Genomic DNA, 26,006 nt, shown 5'->3' with positions numbered 1-26,006 from the left:
GAACGCGAGTATTCACTCTGCTTTCTGCACTCGCTTCAGGCCTCATGTCACCTGCGCTTGTTACAATCTCGAGCCTTTCACGATGGCGAAAGCCCCGTAGGACGGCCTCGCGTCCTGATGAATTGCGATGGTCAGGGCCGGCAGTTTGCCGCAAGTCCTCTGTCCAGGCCGCTTTTGGCGGCGTTCGCGACTATAGCAGCAATGATTAAGTGCTTCAATTCCATAAAAAATTGTTATCATCGCCGCCATGACGACTACCGCCCCCCAGACCCCCAGCGTCCAGCTGCTCGAGGTCTCGCCGGAATATGCCGGCCAACGCATCGACAATTTTCTCCTGGCCAGGCTCAAAGGCGTGCCCAAGACCCTGATTTACCGCATCTTGCGTAAAGGCGAAGTGCGCGTGAACAAGGGCCGGATCAAGCCCGAGTACAAGCTGCAGGCGGGCGATATCGTTCGCGTGCCGCCGGTGCGCGTGCCTGAGCGTGACGAGCCCGTGCCGCTGGCCCAAGGCCTGTTGCAGCGCCTTGAAGCCTCGATTGTCTTTGAAGACAACAAGCTGATCGTGATCAACAAGCCGTGCGGCATTGCCGTTCACGGCGGCAGCGGCCTGACGTTCGGCGTGATCGAAGCCTTCCGCCAGTTGCGCCCGGATGCCAAGGAACTGGAGCTGGTCCACCGCCTGGACCGCGACACTTCCGGCCTGCTGATGATCGCCAAGAAGCGCAGCATGTTGCGTCACCTGCACACCGCCCTGCGTGGCGATGGTGTGGACAAACGCTACATGGCGCTGGTGCGTGGCAACTGGGCCAGTTCGATCAAGAGCGTTCGCGCGCCGTTGCAGAAGAGCAACCTGCGCTCCGGCGAACGCATGGTCGAAGTGGACGAGGAGGGCAAAGAAGCCCTGACCCTGTTCAAGGTGCTGCGCCGCTTCGGCGATTTCGCCACCCTGGTCGAGGCCAAGCCGGTGACCGGTCGCACCCACCAGATTCGCGTGCACACCTTGCACGCAGGCCACTGCATTGCTGGCGATACCAAATACGGTGACGAGGATTTCTCCAAGGAAATCCGCGACCTGGGCGGCAAGCGCCTGTTCCTGCATGCCTACATGCTGACGGTTCCACTGCCGGATGGCGGTGAGTTGAAGCTGCAGGCGCCGGTCGATGAGATGTGGGCCAAGACCGTGGAGCGATTGAGTGTCGCACCTTGATTACAAGCTGCTGATCTTCGACTGGGACGGCACCCTGTGTGATTCCATTGGTCGGATCGTTGAATCAATGCATGTCGCCTCGACCCGTTCGGGCTTCGCGTTGTGCACTGATCTGGCGGTGAAAGGCATTATCGGCCTGGGCTTGCCTGAGGCGATACGTACCTTGTACCCCCAGATCAGCGACGCTGAACTGGTGACCTTTCGTGACCATTACGCTGACCACTACATTGCGCTGGAGGCCACGCCTTCGCCGTTATTCGACGGTGTAGTGCAGTCGCTGGAAGCGTTCCGCGCCGAGGGTTATCACCTGGCCGTGGCCACCGGTAAGGCCCGTCGCGGGCTGGACCGGGTGCTGAAGGCTCACGGTTATGAAGATTATTTCGACATCACCCGTGCAGCGGATGAAACCGCCAGCAAACCCCATCCTCTGATGCTGGAGCAGATCCTGGCGCACTGCGGCGTAGCGCCGCGCCAGGCCTTGATGGTGGGCGACGCCTCCTTCGACCTGATGATGGCGCGCAATGCCGGCATGGACAGTGTCGCGGTCAGCTACGGCGCCCAGGCTGCCGAGGCCTTGCAGCAGTACGAGCCGAGGCTGACGATTGATCATTTTTCTGAACTGCAGGCCTGGCTAAGCCGGGCCCAATAAGTCTTTGCTGGGGTTAATGGCATGAGTGACGAGTGGAAAGCGCCCGAAAAGGCCGAGAGCGGTGATGACAAAAGCTGGAAGCTGCTGGAGAAGACTCTCCTGGCCGGCGTCCAGGAGCAGCGTCGTTCGCGGCGTTGGGGGATTTTCTTCAAGCTGCTGACCTTTGTTTACCTGCTCGGCATGCTGGCGCTGTTCAGCCCGCTGATGGACATGGAAAAAAGCGCCACCCGTGGCAGCAACTACACCGCCTTGATCGAAGTGCGCGGGGTGATTGCCGACAAGGAGTCCGCCAGTGCCGACAATATCGTCAGCAGCCTGCGCGCCGCGTTTGAAGACCCCAAGGTCAAAGGCGTTATTCTGCGCATCAACAGCCCGGGTGGCAGCCCTGTGCAGTCGGGCTATGTGTATGACGAGATTCGCCGTCTGCGCGCATTGCATCCGGATACCAAGCTTTACGCGGTGATTTCCGACCTCGGCGCCTCAGGTGCCTATTACATCGCCAGCGCCGCTGACCAGATCTATGCCGATAAGGCCAGCCTGGTCGGCTCCATCGGTGTGACGGCGGCCGGTTACGGCTTTGTCGGCACCATGGAGAAGCTCGGTGTGGAGCGTCGCACCTACACCTCGGGCGAGCACAAGTCCTTCCTCGACCCGTTCCAGCCGCAAAAGGCTGATGAAACCCAGTTTTGGCAGGGCGTACTCGATACCACCCATCGTCAGTTCATCGCCAGCGTGAAGCAGGGGCGCGGCGATCGTCTGAAGGACAAAGACCATCCGGAGTTGTTCTCCGGTCTGGTGTGGTCGGGCGAGCAGGCGTTGCCGCTGGGTTTGATTGATGGCCTGGGCAGTGCCAGTTCGGTGGCGCGGGATGTGATTGGCGAGAAAGAATTGGTGGATTTCTCGGTTGAGGAGTCGCCGTTTGATCGCTTCTCCAAGAAGCTTGGCGCCAGCGTGGCGGAGAAATTGGCCCTGTACATGGGCTTCCAGGGCCCGACCTTGCGCTGAGATCCAGCAGGCGCAGAGTTTCAAGTGTGGGAGCGGGCTTGCCCGCGATAGCGGTTTGTCAGTTGGCATTTATAGCGGCTGGCCTACCGCTATCGCAGGCAAGCCAGCTCCCACATTTGGTTTTGTGGTGGGTTTAAGGGATCTGCACGCCTTCAGCCAGCAACATATCCACTAGGCGAATCAGTGGTAAGCCTATGAGGCTGGTGGCATCCGGCCCTTCAGTGCTCTGAAACAGGCTCACGCCCAGCCCTTCAGCCTTGAAGCTGCCGGCACAGTCATAAGGCTGCTCGGCGCGCAGGTAGCGCTCAATGCGCTCCACGTCCAATACGCGCATGTGTACGGTAAACGGCACGCAGTCGACCTGGCAGTGCCCGGTCTCGCTGTTAAGCAGTGCCAGGCCGGTGAGGAAGGTCACGCGCTTGCCGCTGGCTGCCAACAATTGTTCGCGGGCATTTTCGAAGGTGTGGGGCTTGCCGATGATCCGACCGTCGAGCGCGGCCACCTGGTCCGAGCCAATAATCAGATGCCTTGGATGGCTGTGGGCAAGGGCGCGGGCTTTCTCTTCGGCCAGGCGTTTGACCAGCTCGATGGCGGACTCATTTTCGCGGTGGCTTTCGTCGATGTCCGGCGAGCTGCAGATGAACGGCAGGTGCAGGCGGCTCAGCAATTCCCGGCGGTAAACCGAGCTGGATGCGAGTAATAAAGGCAGCATGGGCGTCTCCTTAAGGCAGTTGGAGATTCTAGCGAGGCGACCCGCTGACGCACAGGGCTGAATTTCCTTTGACATGGCTGGGTGCATCCCTATAATGCTGCGCCTATGTTGAATGACCCGATTCCACCTCACGTTGACCCGCGCAAATTGGCAGATCGTGGCACTTCCCTTCAAGGTGAATTGCTGCTGGCCGATTTGGAGAGACTCTGCGACCCGCTTTCCGACACTGTCGGTACGGTGCAGGCCAAATTCGTTTTTGAACGAGATGAACGTAAGTCTGTGGTAATCCACAGTTTTATCGACACCGAAGTCAAAATGGTTTGCCAGCGTTGTCTTGAGCTGGTCACCCTGCCGATTCACAGCGAATGCAGTTACGCTGTGGTGAAGGAGGGTGCGAATACCCAGTCGTTGCCGAAAGGTTATGACGTGCTGGAACTGGGCGAAGATCCTTTGGATCTGCATGCACTGATCGAGGAAGAGCTTCTGCTCGCCTTGCCCATTGTGCCTGCTCATCATCCGGAAGAATGCCAGCAGCCGGAGGGTCTCGATGACGAGGCCGAGCCGAGCGAGGACGAGGTAACGCGGTCCAACCCGTTCAGTGTATTGGCGCAGTTAAAGCGTGACCCAAACGTTTAGGAGTTAATCAATTATGGCTGTTCAGCAGAACAAAAAATCCCGCTCTGCCCGTGACATGCGTCGTTCGCACGACGCCCTGACGGCGAGCACTCTGTCTGTAGAAAAAACCACCGGTGAAATTCACCTGCGTCACCACGTATCGCCAGAAGGCGTATACCGTGGCCGTAAAGTGATCGACAAGGGCGCTGACGAGTAATCACTTGTCTGCTCAAGTCATCGCGATTGACGCAATGGGCGGGGACTTCGGTCCCCGCAGCATTGTTCAGGCTTGCATTGCCAGCCTGGCTGCTACGCCCTCGCTGCACCTGACCCTCGTCGGTCAACTCTCCCTTCTTGAAGAACTGATTGCCAGCCATCCGGCGGTGGATCGCGCGCGCCTGACGATTACGCCGGCCAGCGAAACCATCAGCATGGACGACAAGCCGGCGACAGCCCTGCGTGGCAAGCCTGACTCTTCAATGCGGGTGGCCCTTGAGTTGCTGCGTGATGGCAAGGTGCAAGCCTGTGTCAGTGCGGGCAATACCGGGGCGTTGATGGCGTTGTCGCGGCATGTGCTCAAGACGTTGCCCGGTATTGATCGGCCGGCGATGGTCGCGGCGATTCCTACGCAGAAAGGCTACTGCCAACTGCTGGACCTGGGCGCGAACGTCGATTGCAGTGCCGAGCATTTGTTTCAGTTCGCCGTGATGGGCTCGGTGGCTGCCGAGGCGCTGGGCGTGAACCGACCGCGGGTGGCGTTGCTGAATATCGGCACTGAGGACATTAAGGGCAACCAGCAGGTCAAGCTCGCCGCCACCTTGTTGCAAGGTGCGCGGGGCTTGAACTACATCGGCTTTGTCGAAGGTGACGGCTTGTACCGGGGCGAAGCCGATGTGGTGGTGTGCGACGGGTTTGTCGGCAATATCCTGCTCAAGTCCAGCGAAGGCCTGGCGACCATGATTGCCACGCGTATCGAGGCTTTGTTCAAGCAGAACCTGGCCTCACGCCTGGTCGGCGCCCTGGCGCTGCCGTTGATGCGTCGCTTGCAGGCTGACCTGGCGCCAGCGCGGCACAACGGTGCGAGCTTTCTGGGGTTGCAGGGCATTGTCGTTAAAAGCCACGGTTCGGCGGGCGTGCAGGGCTTTCAAAGTGCGATTGCGCGGGCGTTGATCGAGATCCAGGAAAACCTGCCGCAACGCTTGCACGGCCGTCTTGAGGACTTGTTGCCTTAGGCGAATCGGCCCGGGAGTGCTTAAATGTGACCGGCCAGTTCAATTGACCATCCAATCTGTCAGTTTCGTACGCTCCCAACCTTGGATTCATCTCAAAATCGGGAGTGCGCATTTTTGACGACCAGATCATTAGGGGCTTGTTACATGTCTACATCCCTCGCATTCGTCTTTCCAGGGCAGGGTTCGCAGTCCCTCGGCATGTTGGCCGAGCTGGGCGCGCAACATCCGCTGATCCTGGAAACTTTCAAGGAAGCTTCCGATGCCCTGGGTTACGACCTATGGGCGCTGACCCAGCAGGGGCCGGAAGAGCAACTCAATCAAACCGATAAAACTCAGCCGGCCATCCTGACCGCTTCGATCGCCCTGTGGCGCTTGTGGCTGGCCGAAGGCGGCGCGCGCCCGGCTTACGTGGCCGGTCACAGCTTGGGCGAATACAGCGCCCTGGTGGCCGCAGGCAGCCTGACCTTGGGTGAAGCGGTCAAGCTGGTCGAGCGTCGTGGCCAACTGATGCAGGAAGCCGTGCCGGCCGGGCAGGGCGGCATGGCCGCTATCTTGGGCCTGGACGATGCTGTGGTGATCGAAGCCTGCGCCGAAGCGGCCCAAGGCGAAGTGGTCAGCGCGGTGAATTTCAACTCCCCTGGCCAGGTGGTGATCGCCGGTGCCAAGGCGGCGGTTGAACGTGCCATCGAAGGCTGCAAGGCCCGTGGCGCCAAGCGCGCCCTGCCATTGCCGGTCAGCGTGCCGTCCCACTGCGAGCTGATGCGCCCGGCCGCTGAGCGTTTTGCCGAGTCCATCGCCGCCATCAACTGGCAGGTGCCGCAGATCCCGCTGGTGCAGAACGTTAGCGCGGCCGTTGCCGCCGACCTCGACACCCTCAAGCGCGACCTGCTCGAGCAACTCTACAAGCCTGTGCGCTGGGTTGAGTCAGTGCAGACCCTGGCCGCCAATGGCGCTACCACGCTTGTCGAGTGTGGCCCGGGCAAAGTCCTGGCTGGCTTGAACAAGCGCTGCGCCGACGGCGTGTCGACTGCCAACCTCAATACCCCGGATGCCTTTGCTGCCGCTCGCGCGGCACTGGCCTGAATCCCTGATCCCCGAACTTAGGAGAAGCCTGCATGAGTCTGCAAGGTAAAGTTGCACTGGTTACCGGCGCCAGCCGTGGCATTGGCCAGGCGATCGCCCTGGAACTGGGCCGTCAGGGCGCCGTTGTTATCGGCACTGCCACGTCCGCCTCGGGTGCCGAGCGTATCGCCGCCACCTTGAAGGAAAACGGCGTTCAGGGCACCGGCCTTGAGCTGAACGTGACCAGCGATGAGTCGGTTGCCGCTGTCCTGGCTGAAATCACTGCACAGTTCGGCGCGCCGGCTATTCTGGTGAACAACGCCGGTATTACCCGCGACAACCTGATGATGCGCATGAAAGACGACGAGTGGTACGACGTGGTCGATACCAACTTGAACAGTCTGTTTCGCCTGTCCAAGGGTGTTTTGCGTGGCATGACCAAGGCGCGTTGGGGTCGAATTATCAATATTGGCTCCGTAGTGGGTGCCATGGGCAACGCAGGCCAAGTAAACTACGCGGCGGCTAAAGCCGGTCTGGAAGGTTTCAGCCGTGCATTGGCCCGTGAAGTCGGCTCGCGGTCGATTACGGTCAACTCGGTGGCCCCAGGGTTCATCGACACTGATATGACCCGCGAACTGCCCGAAGCACAGCGTGAAGCGCTGCTGACGCAGATTCCGCTGGGCCGTCTGGGCCAGGCTCAAGAGATCGCAAATGTGGTCACTTTCCTGGCATCCGACGGTGCGGCATACGTGACTGGGGCTACAATCCCGGTGAACGGCGGGATGTACATGAGTTAAATTGTGACGGATCGCTTCAAAAAAATGTCATACGAGCTGTCTAAAATCCGTTATAAAGCTGCAACTTAATTTATAGGCAGGTGGCGGACCGGGTACAGGGTGAAGCTTTCAGTTGAAAAGCTGAAATGGCTTTCTATACACTTACCCACTGGCCAGCTGCCTGAATTTGTCCATTAGGAGTTAAACAAGGTATGAGCACCATCGAAGAGCGCGTCAAGAAAATCGTTGCCGAGCAACTGGGCGTCAAAGAAGAAGAAGTGACCAACACTGCTTCCTTCGTAGAAGACCTGGGTGCCGATTCCCTTGACACCGTTGAGCTGGTGATGGCTCTGGAAGAGGAATTCGAGACCGAAATCCCGGACGAAGAAGCTGAAAAAATCACTACTGTTCAAGCTGCTATCGACTACGTTACGAACCACCAGGCGTAATAGTTTGTAGTCGTCGCTTGCTGTTAGGGAAAAACCGCACTGCTGTAACGGCGTGCGGTTTTTTCTTTAGCTCTGATGAGACTTTTGGTCTGATGAAGCGTGAGCGCTAGCGAAGTGTCGTCATCAAGAAAAAGGAGAGTGCTGTGTCGCGTAGACGCGTCGTAGTCACCGGTATGGGTATGTTGTCGCCACTGGGTACGGATGTGCCAAGCAGTTGGCAGGGCATTCTGGCTGGCCGCAGTGGTATCGGTCTGATCGAACACACGGACCTTTCTGCCTATTCCACCCGTTTTGGCGGCTCGGTAAAGGGCTTCAATGTCGAGGAATATCTCTCGATCAAAGAGTCCCGCAAACTCGACCTGTTCATTCAATACGGCCTGGCCGCCGGTTTTCAGGCGGTGCGTAATGCCGGCCTGGAAGTCACCGACGCCAACCGTGAGCGCATCGGTGTGGCCATGGGTTCGGGTATTGGCGGTTTGACCAATATCGAAGAAACCAGCCGCACGCTGCACGATTCCGGCCCCCGTCGAATTTCACCGTTCTTCGTCCCGGGCTCGATCATCAATATGATTTCCGGTTTCCTGTCCATCCACCTCGGTGCACAGGGGCCTAACTACGCCATTGCGACGGCGTGCACCACGGGTACGCACTGCATCGGCATGGCAGCACGCAACATCGCCTATGACGAAGCTGACGTGATGATCGCCGGTGGCGCCGAGATGGCCGCCTGCGGCCTGGGCATGGGCGGCTTCGGCGCGTCCCGTGCGCTGTCGACGCGCAACGACGAGCCGACCCGTGCCAGTCGTCCGTGGGACAAGGGCCGTGACGGCTTTGTACTGTCCGACGGCGCCGGTGCGCTGGTACTGGAAGAGTTGGAGCACGCCAAGGCGCGTGGTGCCACGATCTACGCGGAGCTGATCGGCTTTGGCATGAGCGGTGATGCCTACCACATGACCTCGCCACCGTCCGACGGTGCCGGTGCTGCGCGTTGCATCACCAACGCCTTGCGCGATGCGAAGGTCAACGCCGACCAGGTGCAGTACATCAACGCCCACGGCACCTCGACCATGACCGGCGACCTGGCGGAAGCCGAAGCCATCAAGTCGGTGTTCGGTGAGCACGCCTATAAGCTGGCGGTCAGCTCCACCAAGTCCATGACCGGCCACCTGTTGGGTGCGGCGGGCGCGGTCGAGGCGATCTTCAGTGTGATGGCCATCAAGGATCAGGTCGCTCCGCCGACCATCAACCTCGATGAGCCGGACGAAGGCTGCGACCTGAACTTCGTGCCTCACGAAGCGCAGCCGATGCCGATCGACGTGGTGATCTCCAACTCGTTCGGTTTTGGTGGCACCAACGGTTCCCTGGTGTTCCGCCGGTTCACGCAGTGATGCACAGCTGGGTCGACGGTCAGCCAGCGGACAACGTGCCCCTGAAAGATCGCGGCCTGGCGTACGGTGATGGGGTGTTTGAAACCATCGCCGTCAAGGCCGGGCAGCCTGTGCTGCTCGACCGTCACCTGCAACGCCTTGACGAGGGTTGCAGGCGCCTAGCCTTGGTTACGGACCCAAAGCTTGTCCGTAACGAAGTGCTGGCGTATGCCGCCGCCCTTGGCGACGGTGTTCTCAAATTGATCCTCACCCGCGGCGACAGCTTGCGCGGTTATGGCATCAACCCAGGCGCCCCGGTGCGCCGTCTCTTGCAGGGCAATCCGCCCGCTACTTATCCCCCCGCGTATGGAGCCGACGGCATCCGCCTGTTTCCGTGCGCCACCCGCTTGGCCGAGCAGCCGTTGCTCGCCGGTCTCAAGCACCTTAATCGCCTGGAACAAGTGATCGCCCGCGCCGAGTGGCAGGACGTTGAGCACGCCGAAGGATTGATGCTGGATATGTCCGGGCGCGTCATCGAGGGCGTGTTCAGCAACCTGTTCCTGGTGCGCAACGGCGTGTTAACGACCGCCGATCTGAATCGTTGCGGGGTCGCCGGAGTCATGCGCGCCGAGATTCTGGCCCAGGCTCAAGCACTTGGCATGCCGCTGGACGTGGCCGACATCAGCCTTGAGCAGTTGCAGCAGGCCGACGAGGTTTTTGTTTGCAACAGCGTCTATGGCATTTGGCCGGTGCGTGGCTGTGCTGCGATGAGCTGGCCGGTTGGGCCGCTCACCCGTAAACTGCAGGCCATTGTTCGCGCGCTATTGGATATTTGAGTTGATACGAAAACTGGTTTTACTGCTGCAGATCGGCCTGGTCTCGGCAGGCTTGCTGCTGGGCTTCTCGGCCTGGAAGCTTGACTCTGCCTTGAAGCAGCCCCTGAATCTGACCCAGGAACAATTGCTCGATGTACCGGCGGGGTCGACCCCGACGGGGACTTTCAATCGCCTCGAAGCCGAAGGCGTGCTCGATGATGCCTTCTGGTTGCGCCTGTACTGGCGTTTCAACCTCGACGGCCAGCCGCTGCACAGCGGCGAATACCGCATGACCCCCGGCCTCACCGCCGAAGGCCTGATCGGCCTGTGGCAGCGCGGCGAAGTGGTGCAATACAGCCTGACGTTGGTGGAGGGCTGGAACTTCCGCCAAGTGCGATCGGCCCTGGCCAAGCATGAAAAGATCGTGCAGACCCTGTCTGGCCTGAGCGACAGCGAAGTGATGGATAAGCTCGGCCACCCTGGCGTGTTCCCCGAAGGGCGGTTCTTTCCTGATACCTACCGCTTCGTGCGCGGCATGACCGACGTCGAATTCCTGAAAAAAGCCTACAACCGCCTGGACGATGTGCTCGCTCAAGAGTGGAGCAAGCGCGCCGCTGATGCGCCCTACACCGACCCTTACCAAGCGCTGATCATGGCTTCCCTGGTCGAGAAAGAGACCGGCGTGCCGCAAGAGCGCGGGCAGATCGCGGGCGTCTTTGTGCGGCGGATGAAGATCGGCATGCTGCTGCAAACCGACCCAACGGTGATCTACGGCTTGGGTGAACGCTACAACGGCAAGCTGACCCGTGCGCACCTCAAGGAAGCCAACCCCTACAACACCTACATGGTTGCCGGCTTGCCGCCGACGCCGATCGCGATGGTCGGCCGCGAGGCGATCCATGCCGCGTTGAACCCGGTGCCGGGCAGCAGCCTGTATTTCGTCGCCCGTGGCGATGGCAGCCATATTTTCTCCGATGACCTGGATGCGCATAATGCCGCCGTGCGTGAGTTTCAGCTCAAGCGCCGCGCCGATTACCGTTCCAGCCCGGCGCCAGTGGTGAAACCACCGGAAGACGCGTCGCCCCCTGCTGATGCACTGGCGCAAGCACCGGGTGAAACGCCCGCCGAGCCTGCGCGGGACACCGCCGCGCCGCAAAGCCCGCAATGACTCTGACTAAGGACCGCCTGTGACTGGCTTGTTTATTACCCTGGAAGGCCCGGAAGGCGCCGGCAAAAGCACCAACCGCGATTACCTGGCCGAGCGCTTGCGTTCGCAGGGCGTCGAGGTGGTGTTGACCCGTGAGCCCGGCGGCACGCCGCTGGCCGAGCGCATCCGTGAAGTGCTGCTGGCCCCAGGTGAAGAACAGATGAACCCGGACACCGAGCTGCTGCTGGTGTTTGCCGCCCGCGCCCAGCACCTGGCCGAAGTGATCCGCCCAGCCCTGGCACGTGGCGCCGTGGTGATCTGTGACCGTTTTACCGATTCGACCTACGCCTACCAAGGCGGTGGCCGCGGCTTGTCCCTGGCGCGCATCGCCACCTTGGAAACGTTCGTCCAGGGCGAATTGCGCCCTGACCTGACGCTGTTGTTCGATCTGCCGGTGGAAGTGGGCATGGCTCGCGCCAGTGCCCGGGGGCGCCTGGACCGTTTCGAACTGGAAGGCCAAGTCTTCTTCGACGCCGTGCGCACTGCGTTCCTCCAGCGTGCCGAGGCTGAGCCTGCGCGTTATCACCGGTTGGACGCGTCCCAGCCCCTGACGCAGGTACAGCAGGCCATCGACGCCCTATTGCCGACTCTGCTGGAGCGTGCCCGTGGCTGAAGCCTATCCGTGGCAGGACAGCCTCTGGCAGCAACTGGCCGGCCGTGCTCAGCACGCCCACGCCTATCTGCTGCATGGGCCGGCGGGTATCGGCAAGCGTGCCTTGGCCGAGCGCTTGATGGCCAGCCTGCTGTGCCAGCGCCCGGTCAGTCTGGAAGCCTGCGGTGCTTGCAAATCCTGCCTGCTGCTCAAGGCCGGCAGCCACCCTGATAACTACCTGCTGGAACCCGAGGAAGCCGACAAGGCGATCAAGGTCGACCAGGTGCGTGACCTCGTCAGCTTTGTGGTGCAGACCGCGCAGATGGGCGGGCGCAAGGTGGTGCTGATCGAGCCGGTGGAGGCGATGAACATCAATGCCGCCAACGCCTTGCTCAAAAGCCTCGAAGAACCGTCGGGCGATACCGTGCTGTTGCTGGTCAGCCACCAGTCCAGCCGCTTGTTACCGACCATTCGCAGCCGCTGCGTGCAGCAGGCTTGCCCGTTGCCTAGCGAAGCCATGAGCTTGCAGTGGCTGGCGCAGGCGCTGCCGGAGTGCTCCGAAGACGAACGGGTTGAACTGCTGATCCTGGCCGCAGGTTCACCGCTCGCGGCCGTGAAGCTGCAAGCCCAAGGCGTGCGCGAGCAACGGGCTTTGGTCGTGGATGGCGTGAAAAAGCTGCTCAAGCAGGAGTTGTCCGCGACACAACTGGCCGAAAGCGCCTGGAAGGATATTCCGTTGCTGCTGCTGTTTGACTGGTTCTGTGACTGGTCGAGCCTGATCCTGCGCTACCAGTTGACCCAGGATGAAAGCGGCCTGGGCCTGCCGGACATGCGTAAGGTGGTGCAGTACCTCGCGCAGAAAAGCGCGCAAGACAAAGTGCTGAACATCCAGGACTGGATTCTGGCCCAGCGCCAGAAGGTCCTGGGCAAAGCCAACCTCAACCGCGTGCTGTTGCTCGAAGCATTGCTGGTGCAGTGGGTCGGCTTGCTCGGCCGGCGTTAATTTCCGTGGCCGACGGTTGTATCGTTGGCCAGACACGTTCCGTGGTTCACCTTTACCGGACTAAGTTGTAACTTCCTATGCTCGTAGATTCCCATTGCCACCTTGATCGCCTCGACCTTGCCCAGCACGGTGGCTCCCTTGACGCTGCCCTTGAAGCGGCGCGCCAGCGTGGAGTAGGGCACTTCCTGTGCATCGGCGTGAGCGCCGAGAACGCCGCCGACGTCAAAGCGCTGGCTGATCGTTATGCCGATGTCGATTGTTCGGTGGGCATCCACCCGCTGGATCTCAAACCCGGTGAAGCGCCGGCACTGGATTGGCTACTGGGTGAACTCAACCACCCACGCGTGGTGGCGATTGGCGAAACCGGCCTGGATTACCACTACGAGCCCGAAGCCGCCCAATTACAGCAGGCATCCTTCCGCCTGCACCTGCAAGCCGCCCAGCAAACCGGCAAGCCGGTGATTGTCCACACCCGTGGCGCCCGCGCAGACACGCTCACGCTGCTGCGCGAAGCCGCATTGCCACAGGCTGGCGTGCTGCACTGCTTCACCGAAGACTGGGACATGGCCAAGGCCGCGCTGGACCTGGGCTTCTACATTTCCCTGTCGGGTATCGTCACCTTCCGCAACGCCGACGCCCTGCGTGACGTGGCGCGCCAGGTGCCGGCCGACCGCCTGCTGGTGGAAACCGATTCGCCGTACCTGGCGCCCATCCCCCATCGTGGCAAGCCGAACCTGCCGGAATACGTGCGGGACGTGGCGGATTACCTGGCGATGCTGCGCGGCGAATCCTACGAGCGCTTTGCCGAGCAGACCACCGAGAACTTCAAGCGCCTGTTCCCGCTCGCCCACGTTGCCGGCTGATAAGGCCTAATCGCAGGCAAAAAAAACCCGGGTTCTGGGGGGGGAATCCGGGCTAAGACCATTAGGAGTAAAACAAGAGTACGCAGTCCGTCGGTACCCAGGTCGACGCGTCACTTGGGGGAGATGTCACGTCGACAGTTCAAGTATTGATCAGTATCCCGTTCAGTCCAGTCGCATCTGATCGTTTTTTAAACAGATTTGGAATACGCGCGCTTCGCTTGAGTTCTCATTGAGCAGGTGCACGGCGCCCTTGGGCACGTCTCGTTTCTGACTGATATCAATGAAATCGTTGGCGTGCTGAAGCTAAAGTGCGTGACGGGTTCACATAGACGTTGCCCAACGACTGTTCAGTCGGGATAATCCCTCGTACTGGGTAAATCGTATCGTCATGTAGCCGTGGCCATGCACAACCCTCCTAATATTCACCTCTGCAGACCTCTCCCTCATGCAAAAAGAACCCCGTAAGGTCCGTGAGTTTCGCCGCCGTGAGCAGGAAATTCTCGACACCGCACTCAAGTTGTTCCTCGAACAAGGTGAAGACAGCGTCACCGTCGAGATGATTGCGGATGCCGTGGGTATCGGCAAAGGCACGATCTACAAGCATTTCAAATCTAAGGCCGAGATCTACCTGCGCCTGATGCTCGACTACGAGCGCGACTTGAACGAGCTGCTGCATTCGGCCGATGTCGACAAGGACAAGGAAGCCCTGTCCCGGGCCTACTTCGAGTTCCGCATGCGTGACCCGCAGCGTTACCGCCTGTTCGATCGCCTGGAAGAGAAGGTGGTCAAGGGCCATCAGGTGCCGGAAATGGTCGAGGAGCTGCACAAGATCCGCGCCTCGAACTTCGAGCGCCTGACTCTGTTGATCAAAGGCCGCATCAGCGAAGGCAAGCTTGAAGACGTGCCACCGTATTTCCACTACTGCGCTGCCTGGGCCTTGGTGCATGGCGCCGTGGCGCTGTACCACTCGCCGTTCTGGAGCAATGTGCTGGAAGATCAGGAAGGCTTCTTCCAGTTCCTGATGGACATCGGCGTGCGCATGGGCAACAAGCGTAAGCACAGCGCCGAGCTGCCAAGTGCTGAGCCCAAGAGTGGCGAAACCCCCGCGACTTAAGCCGTTCCCGACACTACTGGCGCAATGATTTACTGCCAGTTGCAGTACCCCAGGAATATACTCAGGCAAGGACCTTGCTAAAAGTTGATTTATAAGTCAGCTTTTAGCGCGCCCGAACAATCCTCTGCCGGAGTGATCCATGATCGTTGATCGTCAAGGCAGGCGGTTTCGCAATTTGCGGATCAGCCTGACCTCAGCCTGCAATTACGCGTGTACCTACTGCGTGCCTAACGGCAAGCGGCTGGTGGCTGCCCAGGACGAGCTCTCGGCCGAGGCCATGGCCCGTGGCGTGGCGTATCTGATCGAAGCGGCGGGCATCGAGCGCCTGCGCATCACTGGCGGCGAGCCGCTGGTCAGTCCTAAATTGGAAGCCTTCATGCGCGCGGTGGGTGGGATGGGCCTCAGTGATATCAGCCTGACCACCAACGGCCAATTGCTCGCACGCAAGCTGCCATTGCTGGTAGAGGCCGGCATCCGCCGCATCAACGTCTCCCTCGACACCCTGGACGCCGACGCCTTCCGCACCATTGCCCGTGGCGGCGACCTGGCCACCGTGCTCGATGGCATGGACCAGGCCCGCGCTGCCGGGATCAAGATCAAAGTGAACATGGTGCCGTTGCGCGGGCAGAACCTCGACCAGGTCATGCCGCTGCTCGACTACTGCCTGGAGCGTGGCTACGAGCTGCGCTTTATCGAGCTGATGCGCATGGGCCACCTGGCCAAGGACTCCAACGCGTTCCTGCAGCAATTCGTCAGCTTGCAGCAACTGCTCAGCCTGATCGGCGAACACCACGAATACCTGCAAGCCAATGCGCCGGTCGACGCCACGGCAGTGCGCTACGAAGTGCCGGGCAAGGGCTTCTTTGGTGTGATAGCCAACGAAAGCGTGCCGTTCTGTCGTACCTGTTCGCGGCTGCGGCTGTCGTCCACGGGTTGGTTGCATGGTTGCCTGTCGTCGAGCAACCGTCACTACGTCGGCGACCTGCTCGACCAGCCGCGCCACCAGGCGCTGCCGGCCTTGCAGGGTTTGTTGATGAAGGCCCTGGGTGACAAACAGGAAGTGGCCTTCTCCGGCGGTGCGACCATCATGAAAATCATTGGCGGCTGACGCCGAGTCTCAAGCTTGTAGCTAATATCTGCTCCTCTGGCGCGGATTCTGCATCTCACGCCCATTCGCCGGTTTTCCGTCACCGGCTTCTGGAGGATTAGGATGCGAAGTCTGGTTTTGTTGCTGGCGTCATTGACGCTGAGTGGTTGCATGACCGTCAGCGATATGGCCGAAGGCACCCGCTATCAGATGAGCGACGCCGGGTTGCTGGACCACAGTGATACGCGCCGCACCGCGTCGATTCGCATACAGCCGGACTCTTTTGTGTTTATCGCCCAGGGTGTGTTTGTGCCGCCGGGCAGCGCCTATCCGCGCCCTAACGTGGTGGCTGAGGAAGCCTTCAACGGTTTCGTCGAATATTTCCCGATGGTGCGTCGCGCCCACAAGCCTGAAGGCCTGGAACAGGCCATGTCCGAAGCCCGCGCGGCGGGTGCGCATTACCTGCTGTATTGCCGCTTCGCGGCAGCCGATGACCGTATCGGCAATACCGACGAGTGGACCGATCAACAGGCCCTGGACCGCGTCGGGATCGACACTGGCGTCATTCAGATCATGTTGATCGAGACCAGCACCCAGTATTTGATTGATACTGCACGTATTCGCAGTCGTGGCGGTTTACTGACGTTCCACGACAACAAGCCAGAAGATCTGATTGCCCGCCCACTGGCGCAGTACGCCCGGAGCCTGCTGGGTATGAGTAATCAGTAAGCCAGAGGAGCGCCCGATGACCGATTCCGCCAAGGCCAATGACCTATTGGCCCAACTGCCCAAGGGCAAGGGGCCGGCACCGGTACACCTGTGGAACCCGGATTTTTGCGGCAACATCGACATGCGCATCGCCCGCGACGGCACGTGGTTCTACCAAGGCACGCCGATCGGGCGTAAGTCGATGGTCAAGCTGTTCTCCAACATCATCCGCCGCGATGGCGATGATTACTTCCTGGTCACGCCCGTGGAAAAGGTCGGCATCAGCGTCGATGATGCGCCGTTTGTCGCGGTGACCCTGGAGGTCGAAGGGCAGGGCGAGAGCCAAGTACTGCGCTTCAGCACCAACGTTGACGATCAAATCGAAGCCGGCCTCGAACACCCGCTGCGTGTCGTCATCGACCCAGTCACCCAGGAACCGGCGCCGTACCTGCGGGTGCGCACCAACCTTGAAGCCCTCGTGCACCGCAACGTGTTCTACCAACTGGTGGAGCTTGCGGTCAGCCGTCCGATCAACGGTCAGAACTGGCTGGGCGTCTGGAGCGGCGGTGAGTTTTTCCGCATCGGCCTGGAACCCTGAGGCCGGCTTTTTCATCCTCCTGAAATAATGTGCTTGCTGTCATTAGGCGCTTTCGGTTATCAGTTTGTACATGATTAGACATGTCCGATTTGATAAGAAAAAACGCGTCGTCGACGAGCTCATCCGCCGTATCGAGGGTGGAGTGATGGCCGACGGGTTCCTGCTGCCGGGCGAGCATCAGTTGGCCGAGGAATTCGCGGTCAGCCGTGGCACCCTGCGCGAAGCCTTGGCTGAGCTCAAACGCCGCAACTACATCGCCACCCAGAGCGGCGTAGGTTCCATCGTCACCTTTGACGGCATGGTCCTCGACCAACGCAGCGGCTGGGCCCAGGCTTTGGCTGACACCGGCGCGCAGGTGACCACCGACATCCTGCGCCTGGACGCCGTGACCCGTCCGGACCTGTTCAGCCGTTTCGGCAGCGACCAGTTCATCGCCCTCGACCGCCGTCGGCGCACCACTGACGGCACGGCCGTGTCGCTGGAGCGCTCGCTGATGCCCGCCACCGGTGGCCTGGAAAGCCTGCCCCGCGTCGGCCTGATCGACAACTCCCTGACCATCACCCTGGCGGCCTACGGCTACATCGGTGCCGAAGGTGACCAATGGATCGGCGCCGAGCCGCTGAGCGACGAAGACGCCGAGTTGCTAGGCCGTCCGGCCGGCACGGTATTTCTCAAGGCCTCGCGCACCACCTACGACCGTCGCGAGCGCTTCATGGAGTACGTCGAAAGCCTGCTCGACCCTCTGCACTTTCGTCTGCATCTGCAGTTTGGAGCTTCAAAATGACCGCGGAAAATCGCGCGCTTGGCGCCTTCTACGGCTTGGCCTTGGGCGACGCTCTGGGCATGCCCACCCAGTCCTTGAGCCGCGAGCAGGTGCAGCAGCGCTTCGGGGCCATCACCGGCCTGGAGGACGCCGATGGCGACCAACCGATTGCGCCGAATATGCCGGCCGGTTCGATCACCGATGACACTGAACAGGCGATCCTGGTCGGCGAGTTGCTGGTCGAAGGCAAGGGCAAGATCGAACCGACCGTGCTCGCCCAACGCCTGATCGACTGGGAAGCGGTGATGCGCGCCAAGGGCTCCCAGGATTTGCTCGGGCCATCGACCAAGCGCGCCATCGACATGATCCTCGCCGGCCACACCCCGGAAGAATCCGGGCGCTACGGCACCACCAATGGCGCCGCGATGCGTATCACGCCCGTGGGGATCGCCGCCGATGTCAGCGACCCGGCGCAGTTTATCCAGGCCGTGATTCAGGCCTGCCAGGTCACCCATAACACCACGCTGGGTATCTCCAGTGCGGCGGCGGTGGCCGCGGTGGTCTCGGCCGGCATCAACGGCGTGGACCTGGGCGAAGCACTCAACATTGGCACCCAGGTTGCCCAGCAGGCCGAACGCCACGGCCACTGGATTGCCGGTGGACGCATTTCCACGCGAATCAGTTGGGCACGGACCTTGAGCGTCGGCAGTGGCGACAAGGCCTTGTTTGCCGACCTGCTCTACGAATTGATCGGCACCTCCGTCGCGTCCCAGGAATCGGTAGTGGTCTCGTTTGCCCTCGCGCAACAAGTGGCGGTGGGTGCGATGAATGCCTTTGAGGCCGTGTGCCTGGCCGCCAGCCTTGGCGGCGACACCGACACCATCGCCGCGATCCTCGGCGCGATGTTGGGCGCGTGTTTAGGCATGCAGTGCTGGCCTGAGGCGATGATTGAACAGGTCAAGCAGGTCAATGGCCTGGATTTGCAGGCGCTGGTGCAAGGGCTGCTCGAAATTCGATAAGCGCCGCAGGCAAACAGGTGGGAGCGGGCTTGCTCGCGAAATCGGTGTATCAGGTGGCCTATCAGTTGGCTGAACCACCGCTATCGCAGGCAAGCCAGCGCCCACATTGAGCCCAGTTTGAGTCAGGACGACCGATTGAAGCTTTGACTATCTGCCACAACCACAACAGTACAGGCACCAGGAGCATCTCCCTCATGAGCACCCCGTCTAGCGGCCAAAGCGCCGGGCAATTGGAAACACGCGGTATCGAACCGGTCCCTGAAGGCGAGTGTAACGGCCATCCGCTGCAGCTGTTCTGGGTGTGGTTCGCGGCCAACATCAGCATCCTCGGCTTGCCGCTCGGCGCGACCCTCGTGGCCTTTCGTGGCCTGGCGATCTGGCAGGCGATCATCGTCGCGATCCTCGGCGCCGCCGGCTCTTTCGCCGTGGTGGGTATCATCTCGATTGCCGGTCGTCGCGGGCGTGCACCAAGCCTGACGCTGTCGCGCGCCATCTTCGGCGTGCGCGGCAATATCGGCCCCACCTTGGTCTCGCTGATGTCGCGCCTGGGCTGGGAAACCGTCAACACCACCACCGCCGCGTTTGTGTTGCTGTCGTTGTGCTCGATCCTGTTCGGTTCGCCGGTCGAGGCAAAAAGCGCACCGGTGCTGACGCTGATCTTCATTGCCATTTTCGTGCTGCTGACCCTGTCCGTCTCCGGCCTCGGCCACGCCACCTTGTTGGTCATCCAGAAGTGGGCCACCTACGTGTTCGGCGCGCTGAACATTCTGGTGGGCGGCTTCCTCTGCGCCACCATCGACTGGAGCGCGGTGTTCAATGCCACCCCGGCGCCGTTGAGCGCAATGATCATCGGCGTCGGCACCATGGCTGCCGGCACCGGCATCGGCTGGGCCAACGCCGGTGCCGACATGTCGCGCTACCAGCACCGCAGCGTCAAAGCCGCACGCCTGGTGGCATCTGCCGCGTTTGGCGCGGGCATTCCGCTGGTGCTGCTGATCACCCTCGGCGGCCTGCTGTCGGTGGGCAACAACGACCTGGCCTCGGCCACTGACCCGATCATCGCGATCCGCGACATGCTGCCCACCTGGATGGCCGTGCCGTACCTGATCACCGCGTTTGGCGGGCTGTTGCTGTCGAATAACCTCTCGGTGTACTCGGCGGGCCTTACCACCTTGACCCTCGGCTTGAAGGTCAAGCGCGTGCACGCGGTGATCGTCGACATCGTGGCGATCTTCGCCGGCTCGATTTACTTCATGCTGATCGCCGACAGTTTCTACGGCCCCTTCATCACCTTCATCTCGCTGCTGGCCGTGCCGATCACCGCGTGGGTCGGCATCTTCGTGGTCGACCTCATCCACCGTCACTACTACAGCCCCCAAGACCTGCTGGACGTGAGCCCCAGCAGCGCCTACTGGTATCGCGGCGGTGTGGAATGGCGTGCATTCGGCGCCTGGGCGATAGCGATTGTGCTGGGTTTTTGCTTCACCACCATCGGCACCACCGCCGAAAATATTTGGTTCGCCGGGCCGTTGTCCGACTCGTGGCTGGGCCATAACGGCCTGGGCTGGATCGTCACCTTCCTGGTGGCCGGCGGGATTTATGAGCTACTGGGCGGCGCGGCTGACCGTCGTCCGGCTTTAGTCGAGAGCCCTAATGTCTAGATTGCTGCACACCGGCCAGGTCATCGTCGACCTGGTGATGGCCCTCGACACACTGCCTGCGACCGGCGGCGACGTGCTGGCGCAATCCGCCAGCTTCGAAGCCGGCGGCGGCTTCAACGTAATGGCTGCTGCCCGGCGCAATGGTTTGCCGGTGATTTACCTCGGCCGGCATGGCAACGGCCGTTTCGGCGACCTGGCGCGCGCAGCGATGCAGGCTGAAGGCGTGGAAATCGCGCAGGCGGCCAGCGATGGCAAGGACACCGGTTTGTGTGTGTCGCTGACCGAGGCCACCACCGAACGCACGTTCATTTCGCATATCGGCGCTGAAGGGGAGTTGAGCGCCGAGGATTTGGCCGGTGTGGTGCCGCGCGCGGACGACTATGTGTACGTCAGCGGCTACAGCCTGTTGCTTGAAGGCAAGGCGCAGGCGTTGCTCGATTGGCTGCTGGCGCTGCCGCGTGAGATCACGGTGGTGTTCGACCCGGGGCCGCTGGTCAAAGCGCCGGATTCGGCGTTGATGGTTGCCTTGCTGCCGCGTATCGACATCTGGACCAGCAATGGCCCCGAAGCCCTGGCGTTTACTGGTGCGAGGACGTTGGCCGAGGCGCTGCTTGAACTTAATCGCCACCTGCCGGCTGAGGCACTGCTGGTGGTGCGCGATGGGCCGAATGGGTGCTGGGTGAGTCACCAAGGCCAGGCCGAGCATGTGCCGGGTTTCAAGGTGACAGCGGTGGACAGCAACGGCGCGGGGGATGCCCATGCCGGTGTGTTTCTTGCGGGGTTGGCCAAGGGGTTGCAACCTTCACAAGCAGCGCGTCGCGCGAATGCTGCCGCGGCCTTGGCGGTGACACGCTGGGGGCCGGCGACATCACCGGGTACTGACGAAGTGGATGCGTTGTTGGCAGAATAGGGCCTTCTTAGCAGGGAATGAGCCCATGACCCAGAATATCTACGACACCCCGGCCTTCTTCGAGGGCTACAGCAAGATGGGCCGCTCGGTCGAAGGCCTGGCCGGTGCGCCGGAGTGGCCTGCCTTGCAGGCACTGCTGCCGCCGATGCGTGGCTTGAAAGTGGTGGACCTTGGCTGTGGCTACGGCTGGTTCAGCCGCTGGGCCGAGGAGCAGGGCGCCGCGCAGGTGCTCGGGTTGGACGTGTCGCACAAGATGCTGGCGCGGGCCAAAGAGATGACCTCTGCGCCGACCATCACTTATGCAATCGCCGACCTGGAACAGCTCGACCTACCTGCCGGCGCATTCGATCTGGCCTACAGCGCCCTGGCCTTCCATTACATCGTCGACCTCAAAGGGCTGTTTGCGCGCATACACCAGGCGCTGGTGCCCGGTGGGCGGCTGGTGTTTTCCATCGAACACCCGATCTTCATGGCGCCGCGCAATCCTGGGTGGCTGGTGGATGATCAGGGCCGTAAGAGTTGGCCGGTGGATGGTTACCAGTTGGAAGGGCCGCGGGTGACCAACTGGCTGGCCGATGGCGTGATCAAGCAGCATCGTACCTTGGGCACGTTGCTGAATTTGTTGATTCAGGCGGGGTTTACGCTGAGTCATGTGCAGGAGTGGGGGCCAAGCGAAGTGGACCTGATTGCTCGGCCCGAACTGGCGGAAGAGCAAGAGCGCCCAATGATGCTGCTGGTGTCGGCTCAACGCTGATTTCGGGTGTGCAGCACAAATCAAACTGTGGGAGCGAGCAAGCCCGCTCCCACATGAGTTTTGTAGTGGCTGGAAAACCGGCGTTAGCCAGCTTTGCGCAGCGCTTCAATCAACGGGCCAGGCCAGACAAAATGGATCATTGAGAGCGTTCACCGTCCAGCTTGCGCGCCTCGTCAACGCCCGAGGCGGTCAGCTTGATCGGCAGGTTTAACGAATATTCACCGGCGTCGTCGGTGGTCACATGCCCATCCTTGATAAACCCACGGTCCTGCAGGAACGCCAAGACACTGGCAACCTCCTTCTCGCCGCGGTAGTTATCCAGCACCTCCTTGCCCAGGCCGTTAGGGTGGGCGTGCAGCAGGCGGGTGAGGACTTCTTTCTCAAGGTTTCTATCGACGTTCATGCGTACCTCTTCACTGGGAAATGATCGGGTGTTCGTCTTGCGTTCGATGTATCAAGGCGCAGGTTGTTTTGGCGAGCCAGGGACATTGGAGTCGTCACCGGTGTTGATTTTTGGCTGGTTAACACTCGGCCCCATTTTGCCGTTGCCGACCGCAGCGGGCGCCTGGCGTTGGGTGTCATTGCCCTGGGTGCGAGGGTCAGCGCCGGGTTGGATGATCGCGCCACCATTGGTATCCATGCCGGTGCCCATCGAATCCTGAGATTCCTGGGTGGCAGGGTTCGGTGGGCTGCCGACCGGGTCAGTCTTGCCGGTCGAGGAAGTGGCCGCAAACGCGTTCAGCGAGGCGGCAGACAACAGGCCCGTGAGGGCGAGGGCGGCAAACTTGGAATTCTTCATGAGGGTGTCTCCATATGATTAATGTCCTTACCCTTTATTGGTCCGCCCGGCCTTCGCGTTCGTGCCTTGATGGCGACGAACGGTATTAGCTCACCTGTAAGATTTTATGTGCTGAAAGATGGCGCCTGATCAGGCGGGCCACGGTGATTAGCCAGTTCAACGCGGCGATGACCAATAGGCTGAGCATCAGCACGGGCATGCCGTAGTCGACGATGATCTTGCCCGCCAGCCAGGGAAACCCGAACACGCCGACAAAGTACGCCAGGCTGAACAGCAGCAGCGCTTGTGACGTGGTTCCGGCTGGCGCTTCGTTGGCTACCAACCCATTGATCACCGAATACGTCAGGCCGTATCCAACCCCCAGCGTGGCAGCGGCCAGCAAGTAGCTGAGATTACCGCTCACGCCAAACGCAAACAGTGCGATGGCCCCGAGCATGATCCCGGACAACACACAGGCGGCCCGGTAGGCATCACGCTTGACCACGAACCCCGCGATTAACAGGCGGCTGGTGATCGCAGCACTCAGGAACCCCGCGAAGAACAGCGAATAGTCCAACCCGTGCGCGGCCGCGTAACTGGTCTGGAACGACGAAAGCCCACCAAACACGCAACCTCCCAGGCCGACCATCAAGATCGCGAACCCCGCCTTGGAGGACAGCACGCGACGGCTGGCGGCCCAGGAAATCCTCGACGCCGGCACATTCGCGTGCTGCTTGAGTTGAGCGCCCATGCGCCAGAACATCACCACCCCGGCAAGGCTGGCCACCCCGGCGATGTAGAACGCCGTGGTCAGGGGCAGGTCCAGCGCACTGGCAGCGCGCCCGAGCAGCGGGCCGGAGCCGATCCCGCTCAACATGCTGCCCGACAGCAGGGCAAAGTACTTGGCTCGCTGCTGGGGCTCCACCAACAGGCTCACGATGATCGGGCCCAAGGTGTAGAACACGCCCCAGCCCAACCCCAGGGCCAGCCCGAACACCATTAAGCCTTGGCCAAAACCCGGCATCAGGGCAAAACCCAGGCAGGCCACCACCAGCAATACACCCATCCCCGCAATGGCTCGCGCCGCGCCCAATGCATCGGCCAAATGCCCGGAGAACACCACCGCCACGAAGGTGCTGAGCATCGCCATGGAAATCACACTGCCGGCGTCGTGCTCATTACCGCCGCGCGAATGAATCAGCAGCGACAGCAGAAACGTCGAGCCGTAGGACAGTGACAGCAGGAAGCTGGCGAGGCAGAACAGGGCGAAGGTCTTCGCGCCCACCGTAGACGGGGTGTGCATGAGCGAGTCTCGAATTGTTGGATTTATGCCCTCTGTTTACCACGCGTGGCCAAGCGGATTGTTCTGTGGTTGGTGGTGCTCGGATTACTGTTCGACGGAGTAAAGCGCGCGGGCCCCGCGAAAATGCACTGCAATCAGTCATCAAAGCGCCTTAGTATGTGGCCTTTGAAATTGCCCAAGGCCCGCCCATGACCATCGAGATTCGCCCTGCCGTGCCCAGCGATGCTGCGCAGATCCTGACGTTCATCACTGAGCTTGCCGAATACGAAAAAGCCCGGCATGAAGTGATCGCCAGTGTCGTGGACATCGAGCGCAGCCTGTTCAGCGAGGGCGCCACTGCCCATGGCCTGATCTGCTCGCGAGACGGTTTGCCGATTGGTTTTGCGGTGTTCTTTTTCAGTTACTCCACGTGGCTGGGCAGCAACTCCCTGTACCTCGAAGACCTGTACATCAACCCCGAGCAACGCGGCGGCGGGGCGGGCAAAAAGTTGCTGCGCCACCTGGCGAAGATCGCCTGCGACAACGGTTGCGGGCGTTTTGAGTGGAGCGTGCTGGACTGGAACGAACCGGCGATTGCGTTCTACAAATCCATCGGCGCGCAGCCGCAGGAAGAGTGGGTGCGTTACCGCATGGAAGGGGATGCACTGCGCGATTTCGCCCAGGGCTGAATTCACCCTTCCACGCACACCGAAGATCAAATGTGGGCGCTGGCTTGCCCGCGATAGCGGTGGTTCAGCCAATGATTTATTGCCTGACCCGCCGTATTCGCGAGCAAGCCCGTTTCCACATTTTTTTGGCTTTGTTTCACTATATGGGATGCAAATTTATATATTGAGATATTTCAAATGATGGGTTTATAGTCGGCAGCATCAGCACTCACTACCAAAAATAAAACAGGTGAAGCGATGCAGCCCCAACCGTTGTCATTACCCGCCGTGCCCGAACCTACCTACGGCGAGCGGCTGAAGAACAAAGTGGTGATCATCACCGGTGCTGCCCAAGGCATTGGCGAGGCGATCGTCGCCTGCTTCCAGGCCCAGCAGGCGCGCTTGGTCATCGCAGATATTCAGGCTGAAAAAGTCGAAAAAGTCGCTGCACACTGGCGCGAACGCGGCGCCGAGATCGTCGCGCAGGCCGTCGATATCACCTCTAAAGAGCAATGGCAGTCGCTGGTCAACCTGGCCATCGAGCGTTTTGGCCGTGTGGATGTGCTGGTCAACTGCGCCGGGGTCAATGTGTTCCGCGACCCGTTGGAAATGACCGACGAAGATTGGCGCCGTTGCTTCGCCATCGATCTCGACGGCGCCTGGTTCGGTTGCCGCACAGTGCTGCCGCACATGATCGAGCAGGGCATCGGCAACATCATCAACATCGCCTCCACCCATTCCAGCCACATCATCCCCGGCTGCTTTCCCTATCCGGTCGCCAAGCATGGCCTGCTCGGGCTGACCCGCGCCCTCGGCATCGAATACGCGCCCAAGGGCATCCGCGTGAATGCCATCGCCCCGGGCTATATCGAAACCCAGCTCAACGTCGATTACTGGAACGGTTTCCCCGACCCCCACGCCGAACGGCAACGCGCCTTCGACCTGCACCCGCCCAAGCGCATCGGCCAGCCGGTTGAGGTGGCGATGTCGGCGCTGTTCCTGGCGACCGACGAGGCGCCCTTTATCAATGCAACCTGCCTGATGATCGATGGCGGGCGTTCTGTGATGTACCACGACTAAAAACGTTTCCAATAACAAGAAGGAGGTGGT

General features: G+C 61.0%; 30 protein-coding genes. 26 read left to right on the top strand and 4 right to left on the bottom strand.

Going from position 1 to position 26,006, the window contains the following annotated elements; genetic code table 11:
- Positions 1–247: 247 nt before the first annotated feature.
- The 3 genes from rluC to KZH41_RS23860 are packed head-to-tail and all read left to right on the top strand — an operon-like array spanning position 248 to position 2,861.
- Positions 248–1,207: a 23S rRNA pseudouridine(955/2504/2580) synthase RluC gene (gene rluC / locus KZH41_RS23870; protein ID WP_032886795.1), complete on the top strand. Its 960-nt coding sequence runs from the start codon at positions 248–250 to the stop codon at positions 1,205–1,207.
- Entirely contained in the window at positions 1,194–1,856 is a 663-nt protein-coding gene (locus tag KZH41_RS23865; RefSeq protein ID WP_094952761.1) for an HAD-IA family hydrolase, read from the top strand. Before rluC ends, KZH41_RS23865 begins: the two co-directional genes overlap by 14 nt.
- Before the next feature lie 21 nt (positions 1,857–1,877).
- Entirely contained in the window at positions 1,878–2,861 is a 984-nt protein-coding gene (locus KZH41_RS23860; protein WP_094952762.1) for a S49 family peptidase, read from the top strand.
- Between the two features lie 133 nt (positions 2,862–2,994).
- On the opposite strand, the gene KZH41_RS23855 is transcribed toward KZH41_RS23860, so the two are convergent.
- Positions 2,995–3,573, bottom strand: a complete 579-nt coding sequence (locus KZH41_RS23855) for a Maf family protein (protein ID WP_094952763.1) — start codon at positions 3,571–3,573, stop codon at positions 2,995–2,997.
- 105 nt (positions 3,574–3,678) lie between these two features.
- Here KZH41_RS23855 and KZH41_RS23850 point away from each other — a divergent pair, with 105 nt between their 5' ends.
- The 21 genes from KZH41_RS23850 (at position 3,679) to KZH41_RS23750 (ending at position 22,168) form a co-directional block, all read left to right on the top strand.
- Positions 3,679–4,209: a YceD family protein gene (locus KZH41_RS23850; RefSeq protein WP_032886799.1), complete on the top strand. Its 531-nt coding sequence runs from the start codon at positions 3,679–3,681 to the stop codon at positions 4,207–4,209.
- Between the two features lie 13 nt (positions 4,210–4,222).
- Entirely contained in the window at positions 4,223–4,405 is a 183-nt protein-coding gene (gene rpmF, locus KZH41_RS23845) for a 50S ribosomal protein L32 (RefSeq protein WP_008152339.1), read from the top strand.
- Between the two features lie 4 nt (positions 4,406–4,409).
- Positions 4,410–5,420, top strand: a complete 1,011-nt coding sequence (gene plsX, locus KZH41_RS23840; protein WP_263273854.1) for a phosphate acyltransferase PlsX — start codon at positions 4,410–4,412, stop codon at positions 5,418–5,420.
- Between the two features lie 144 nt (positions 5,421–5,564).
- On the top strand, positions 5,565–6,503 hold the full coding sequence (gene fabD / locus KZH41_RS23835; RefSeq protein ID WP_094952765.1) for an ACP S-malonyltransferase: 939 nt from the start codon (positions 5,565–5,567) through the stop codon (positions 6,501–6,503).
- 32 nt (positions 6,504–6,535) lie between these two features.
- Positions 6,536–7,279: a 3-oxoacyl-ACP reductase FabG gene (fabG, locus tag KZH41_RS23830; RefSeq protein WP_015885432.1), complete on the top strand. Its 744-nt coding sequence runs from the start codon at positions 6,536–6,538 to the stop codon at positions 7,277–7,279.
- A 191-nt stretch (positions 7,280–7,470) separates the two neighbouring features.
- Positions 7,471–7,707 (top strand): acyl carrier protein, encoded by a 237-nt coding sequence (gene acpP / locus KZH41_RS23825; RefSeq protein ID WP_094468504.1) that lies wholly within the window; start codon positions 7,471–7,473, stop codon positions 7,705–7,707.
- A 143-nt stretch (positions 7,708–7,850) separates the two neighbouring features.
- On the top strand, positions 7,851–9,095 hold the full coding sequence (gene fabF / locus KZH41_RS23820) for a beta-ketoacyl-ACP synthase II (RefSeq protein WP_094952766.1): 1,245 nt from the start codon (positions 7,851–7,853) through the stop codon (positions 9,093–9,095).
- The gene (gene pabC, locus KZH41_RS23815) at positions 9,095–9,910 is read left to right on the top strand and encodes an aminodeoxychorismate lyase (RefSeq protein ID WP_263273853.1); all 816 of its coding nucleotides are present in this window, start codon (positions 9,095–9,097) and stop codon (positions 9,908–9,910) included. The genes fabF and pabC overlap by 1 nt, the downstream gene beginning before the upstream one ends.
- A 1-nt stretch (position 9,911) precedes the next feature.
- Positions 9,912–11,057, top strand: coding sequence for an endolytic transglycosylase MltG (gene mltG, locus KZH41_RS23810; RefSeq protein WP_263273852.1), 1,146 nt, complete (start codon positions 9,912–9,914; stop codon positions 11,055–11,057).
- Between the two features lie 19 nt (positions 11,058–11,076).
- Positions 11,077–11,709: a dTMP kinase gene (gene tmk / locus KZH41_RS23805; RefSeq protein ID WP_094952769.1), complete on the top strand. Its 633-nt coding sequence runs from the start codon at positions 11,077–11,079 to the stop codon at positions 11,707–11,709.
- Positions 11,702–12,691 carry a DNA polymerase III subunit delta' gene (locus KZH41_RS23800; protein WP_094952770.1) on the top strand — a complete coding sequence of 330 codons (990 nt, stop codon included), beginning with the start codon at positions 11,702–11,704 and terminating at the stop codon, positions 12,689–12,691. The genes tmk and KZH41_RS23800 overlap by 8 nt, the downstream gene beginning before the upstream one ends.
- 77 nt (positions 12,692–12,768) lie before the next feature.
- Entirely contained in the window at positions 12,769–13,554 is a 786-nt protein-coding gene (locus KZH41_RS23795; protein WP_094952771.1) for a TatD family hydrolase, read from the top strand.
- A 445-nt stretch (positions 13,555–13,999) separates the two neighbouring features.
- Positions 14,000–14,668 (top strand): TetR/AcrR family transcriptional regulator, encoded by a 669-nt coding sequence (locus tag KZH41_RS23790; protein ID WP_094952772.1) that lies wholly within the window; start codon positions 14,000–14,002, stop codon positions 14,666–14,668.
- Positions 14,669–14,807: 139 nt separating this feature from the next.
- Positions 14,808–15,776 (top strand): GTP 3',8-cyclase MoaA, encoded by a 969-nt coding sequence (locus KZH41_RS23785; protein WP_094952773.1) that lies wholly within the window; start codon positions 14,808–14,810, stop codon positions 15,774–15,776.
- Positions 15,777–15,878: 102 nt separating this feature from the next.
- Positions 15,879–16,484: a DUF4823 domain-containing protein gene (locus KZH41_RS23780; protein WP_094952774.1), complete on the top strand. Its 606-nt coding sequence runs from the start codon at positions 15,879–15,881 to the stop codon at positions 16,482–16,484.
- A gap of 16 nt (positions 16,485–16,500) precedes the next feature.
- Positions 16,501–17,061: a DUF1285 domain-containing protein gene (locus KZH41_RS23775; protein ID WP_094952775.1), complete on the top strand. Its 561-nt coding sequence runs from the start codon at positions 16,501–16,503 to the stop codon at positions 17,059–17,061.
- Between the two features lie 70 nt (positions 17,062–17,131).
- The gene (locus KZH41_RS23770; protein ID WP_094952776.1) at positions 17,132–17,845 is read left to right on the top strand and encodes a GntR family transcriptional regulator; all 714 of its coding nucleotides are present in this window, start codon (positions 17,132–17,134) and stop codon (positions 17,843–17,845) included.
- The gene (locus KZH41_RS23765; RefSeq protein ID WP_094952777.1) at positions 17,842–18,843 is read left to right on the top strand and encodes an ADP-ribosylglycohydrolase family protein; all 1,002 of its coding nucleotides are present in this window, start codon (positions 17,842–17,844) and stop codon (positions 18,841–18,843) included. Before KZH41_RS23770 ends, KZH41_RS23765 begins: the two co-directional genes overlap by 4 nt.
- A 194-nt stretch (positions 18,844–19,037) precedes the next feature.
- The gene (locus KZH41_RS23760; protein ID WP_242152053.1) at positions 19,038–20,504 is read left to right on the top strand and encodes a purine-cytosine permease family protein; all 1,467 of its coding nucleotides are present in this window, start codon (positions 19,038–19,040) and stop codon (positions 20,502–20,504) included.
- Complete coding sequence (locus KZH41_RS23755) at positions 20,497–21,414, top strand: PfkB family carbohydrate kinase (protein ID WP_242152050.1); 918 nt, start codon at positions 20,497–20,499, stop codon at positions 21,412–21,414. Before KZH41_RS23760 ends, KZH41_RS23755 begins: the two co-directional genes overlap by 8 nt.
- A gap of 25 nt (positions 21,415–21,439) precedes the next feature.
- The gene (locus KZH41_RS23750; RefSeq protein ID WP_263273851.1) at positions 21,440–22,168 is read left to right on the top strand and encodes a class I SAM-dependent methyltransferase; all 729 of its coding nucleotides are present in this window, start codon (positions 21,440–21,442) and stop codon (positions 22,166–22,168) included.
- A gap of 136 nt (positions 22,169–22,304) precedes the next feature.
- Here the strand turns inward: KZH41_RS23750 and KZH41_RS23745 are convergent, their stop codons facing one another.
- The 3 genes from KZH41_RS23745 to KZH41_RS23735 form a co-directional block, all read right to left on the bottom strand.
- The gene (locus KZH41_RS23745) at positions 22,305–22,571 is read right to left on the bottom strand and encodes a hypothetical protein (protein ID WP_263273850.1); all 267 of its coding nucleotides are present in this window, start codon (positions 22,569–22,571) and stop codon (positions 22,305–22,307) included.
- Positions 22,572–22,622: 51 nt separating this feature from the next.
- On the bottom strand, positions 22,623–22,967 hold the full coding sequence (locus KZH41_RS23740) for a hypothetical protein (RefSeq protein ID WP_094952800.1): 345 nt from the start codon (positions 22,965–22,967) through the stop codon (positions 22,623–22,625).
- 85 nt (positions 22,968–23,052) lie between these two features.
- Complete coding sequence (locus KZH41_RS23735; protein ID WP_263273849.1) at positions 23,053–24,249, bottom strand: MFS transporter; 1,197 nt, start codon at positions 24,247–24,249, stop codon at positions 23,053–23,055.
- A 188-nt stretch (positions 24,250–24,437) separates the two neighbouring features.
- Here KZH41_RS23735 and KZH41_RS23730 point away from each other — a divergent pair, with 188 nt between their 5' ends.
- Together KZH41_RS23730 and KZH41_RS23725 are read left to right on the top strand one after the other, a co-directional pair.
- Positions 24,438–24,917: a GNAT family N-acetyltransferase gene (locus tag KZH41_RS23730; RefSeq protein ID WP_094952803.1), complete on the top strand. Its 480-nt coding sequence runs from the start codon at positions 24,438–24,440 to the stop codon at positions 24,915–24,917.
- 237 nt (positions 24,918–25,154) lie between these two features.
- Positions 25,155–25,976, top strand: a complete 822-nt coding sequence (locus KZH41_RS23725) for an SDR family oxidoreductase (protein ID WP_094952798.1) — start codon at positions 25,155–25,157, stop codon at positions 25,974–25,976.
- Positions 25,977–26,006: the final 30 nt, after the last annotated feature.

This window comes from Pseudomonas sp. YeP6b (assembly GCF_025642995.1).
GTDB lineage: Bacteria > Pseudomonadota > Gammaproteobacteria > Pseudomonadales > Pseudomonadaceae > Aquipseudomonas.
This window is presented reverse-complemented; position numbering and strand designations above follow the sequence as displayed.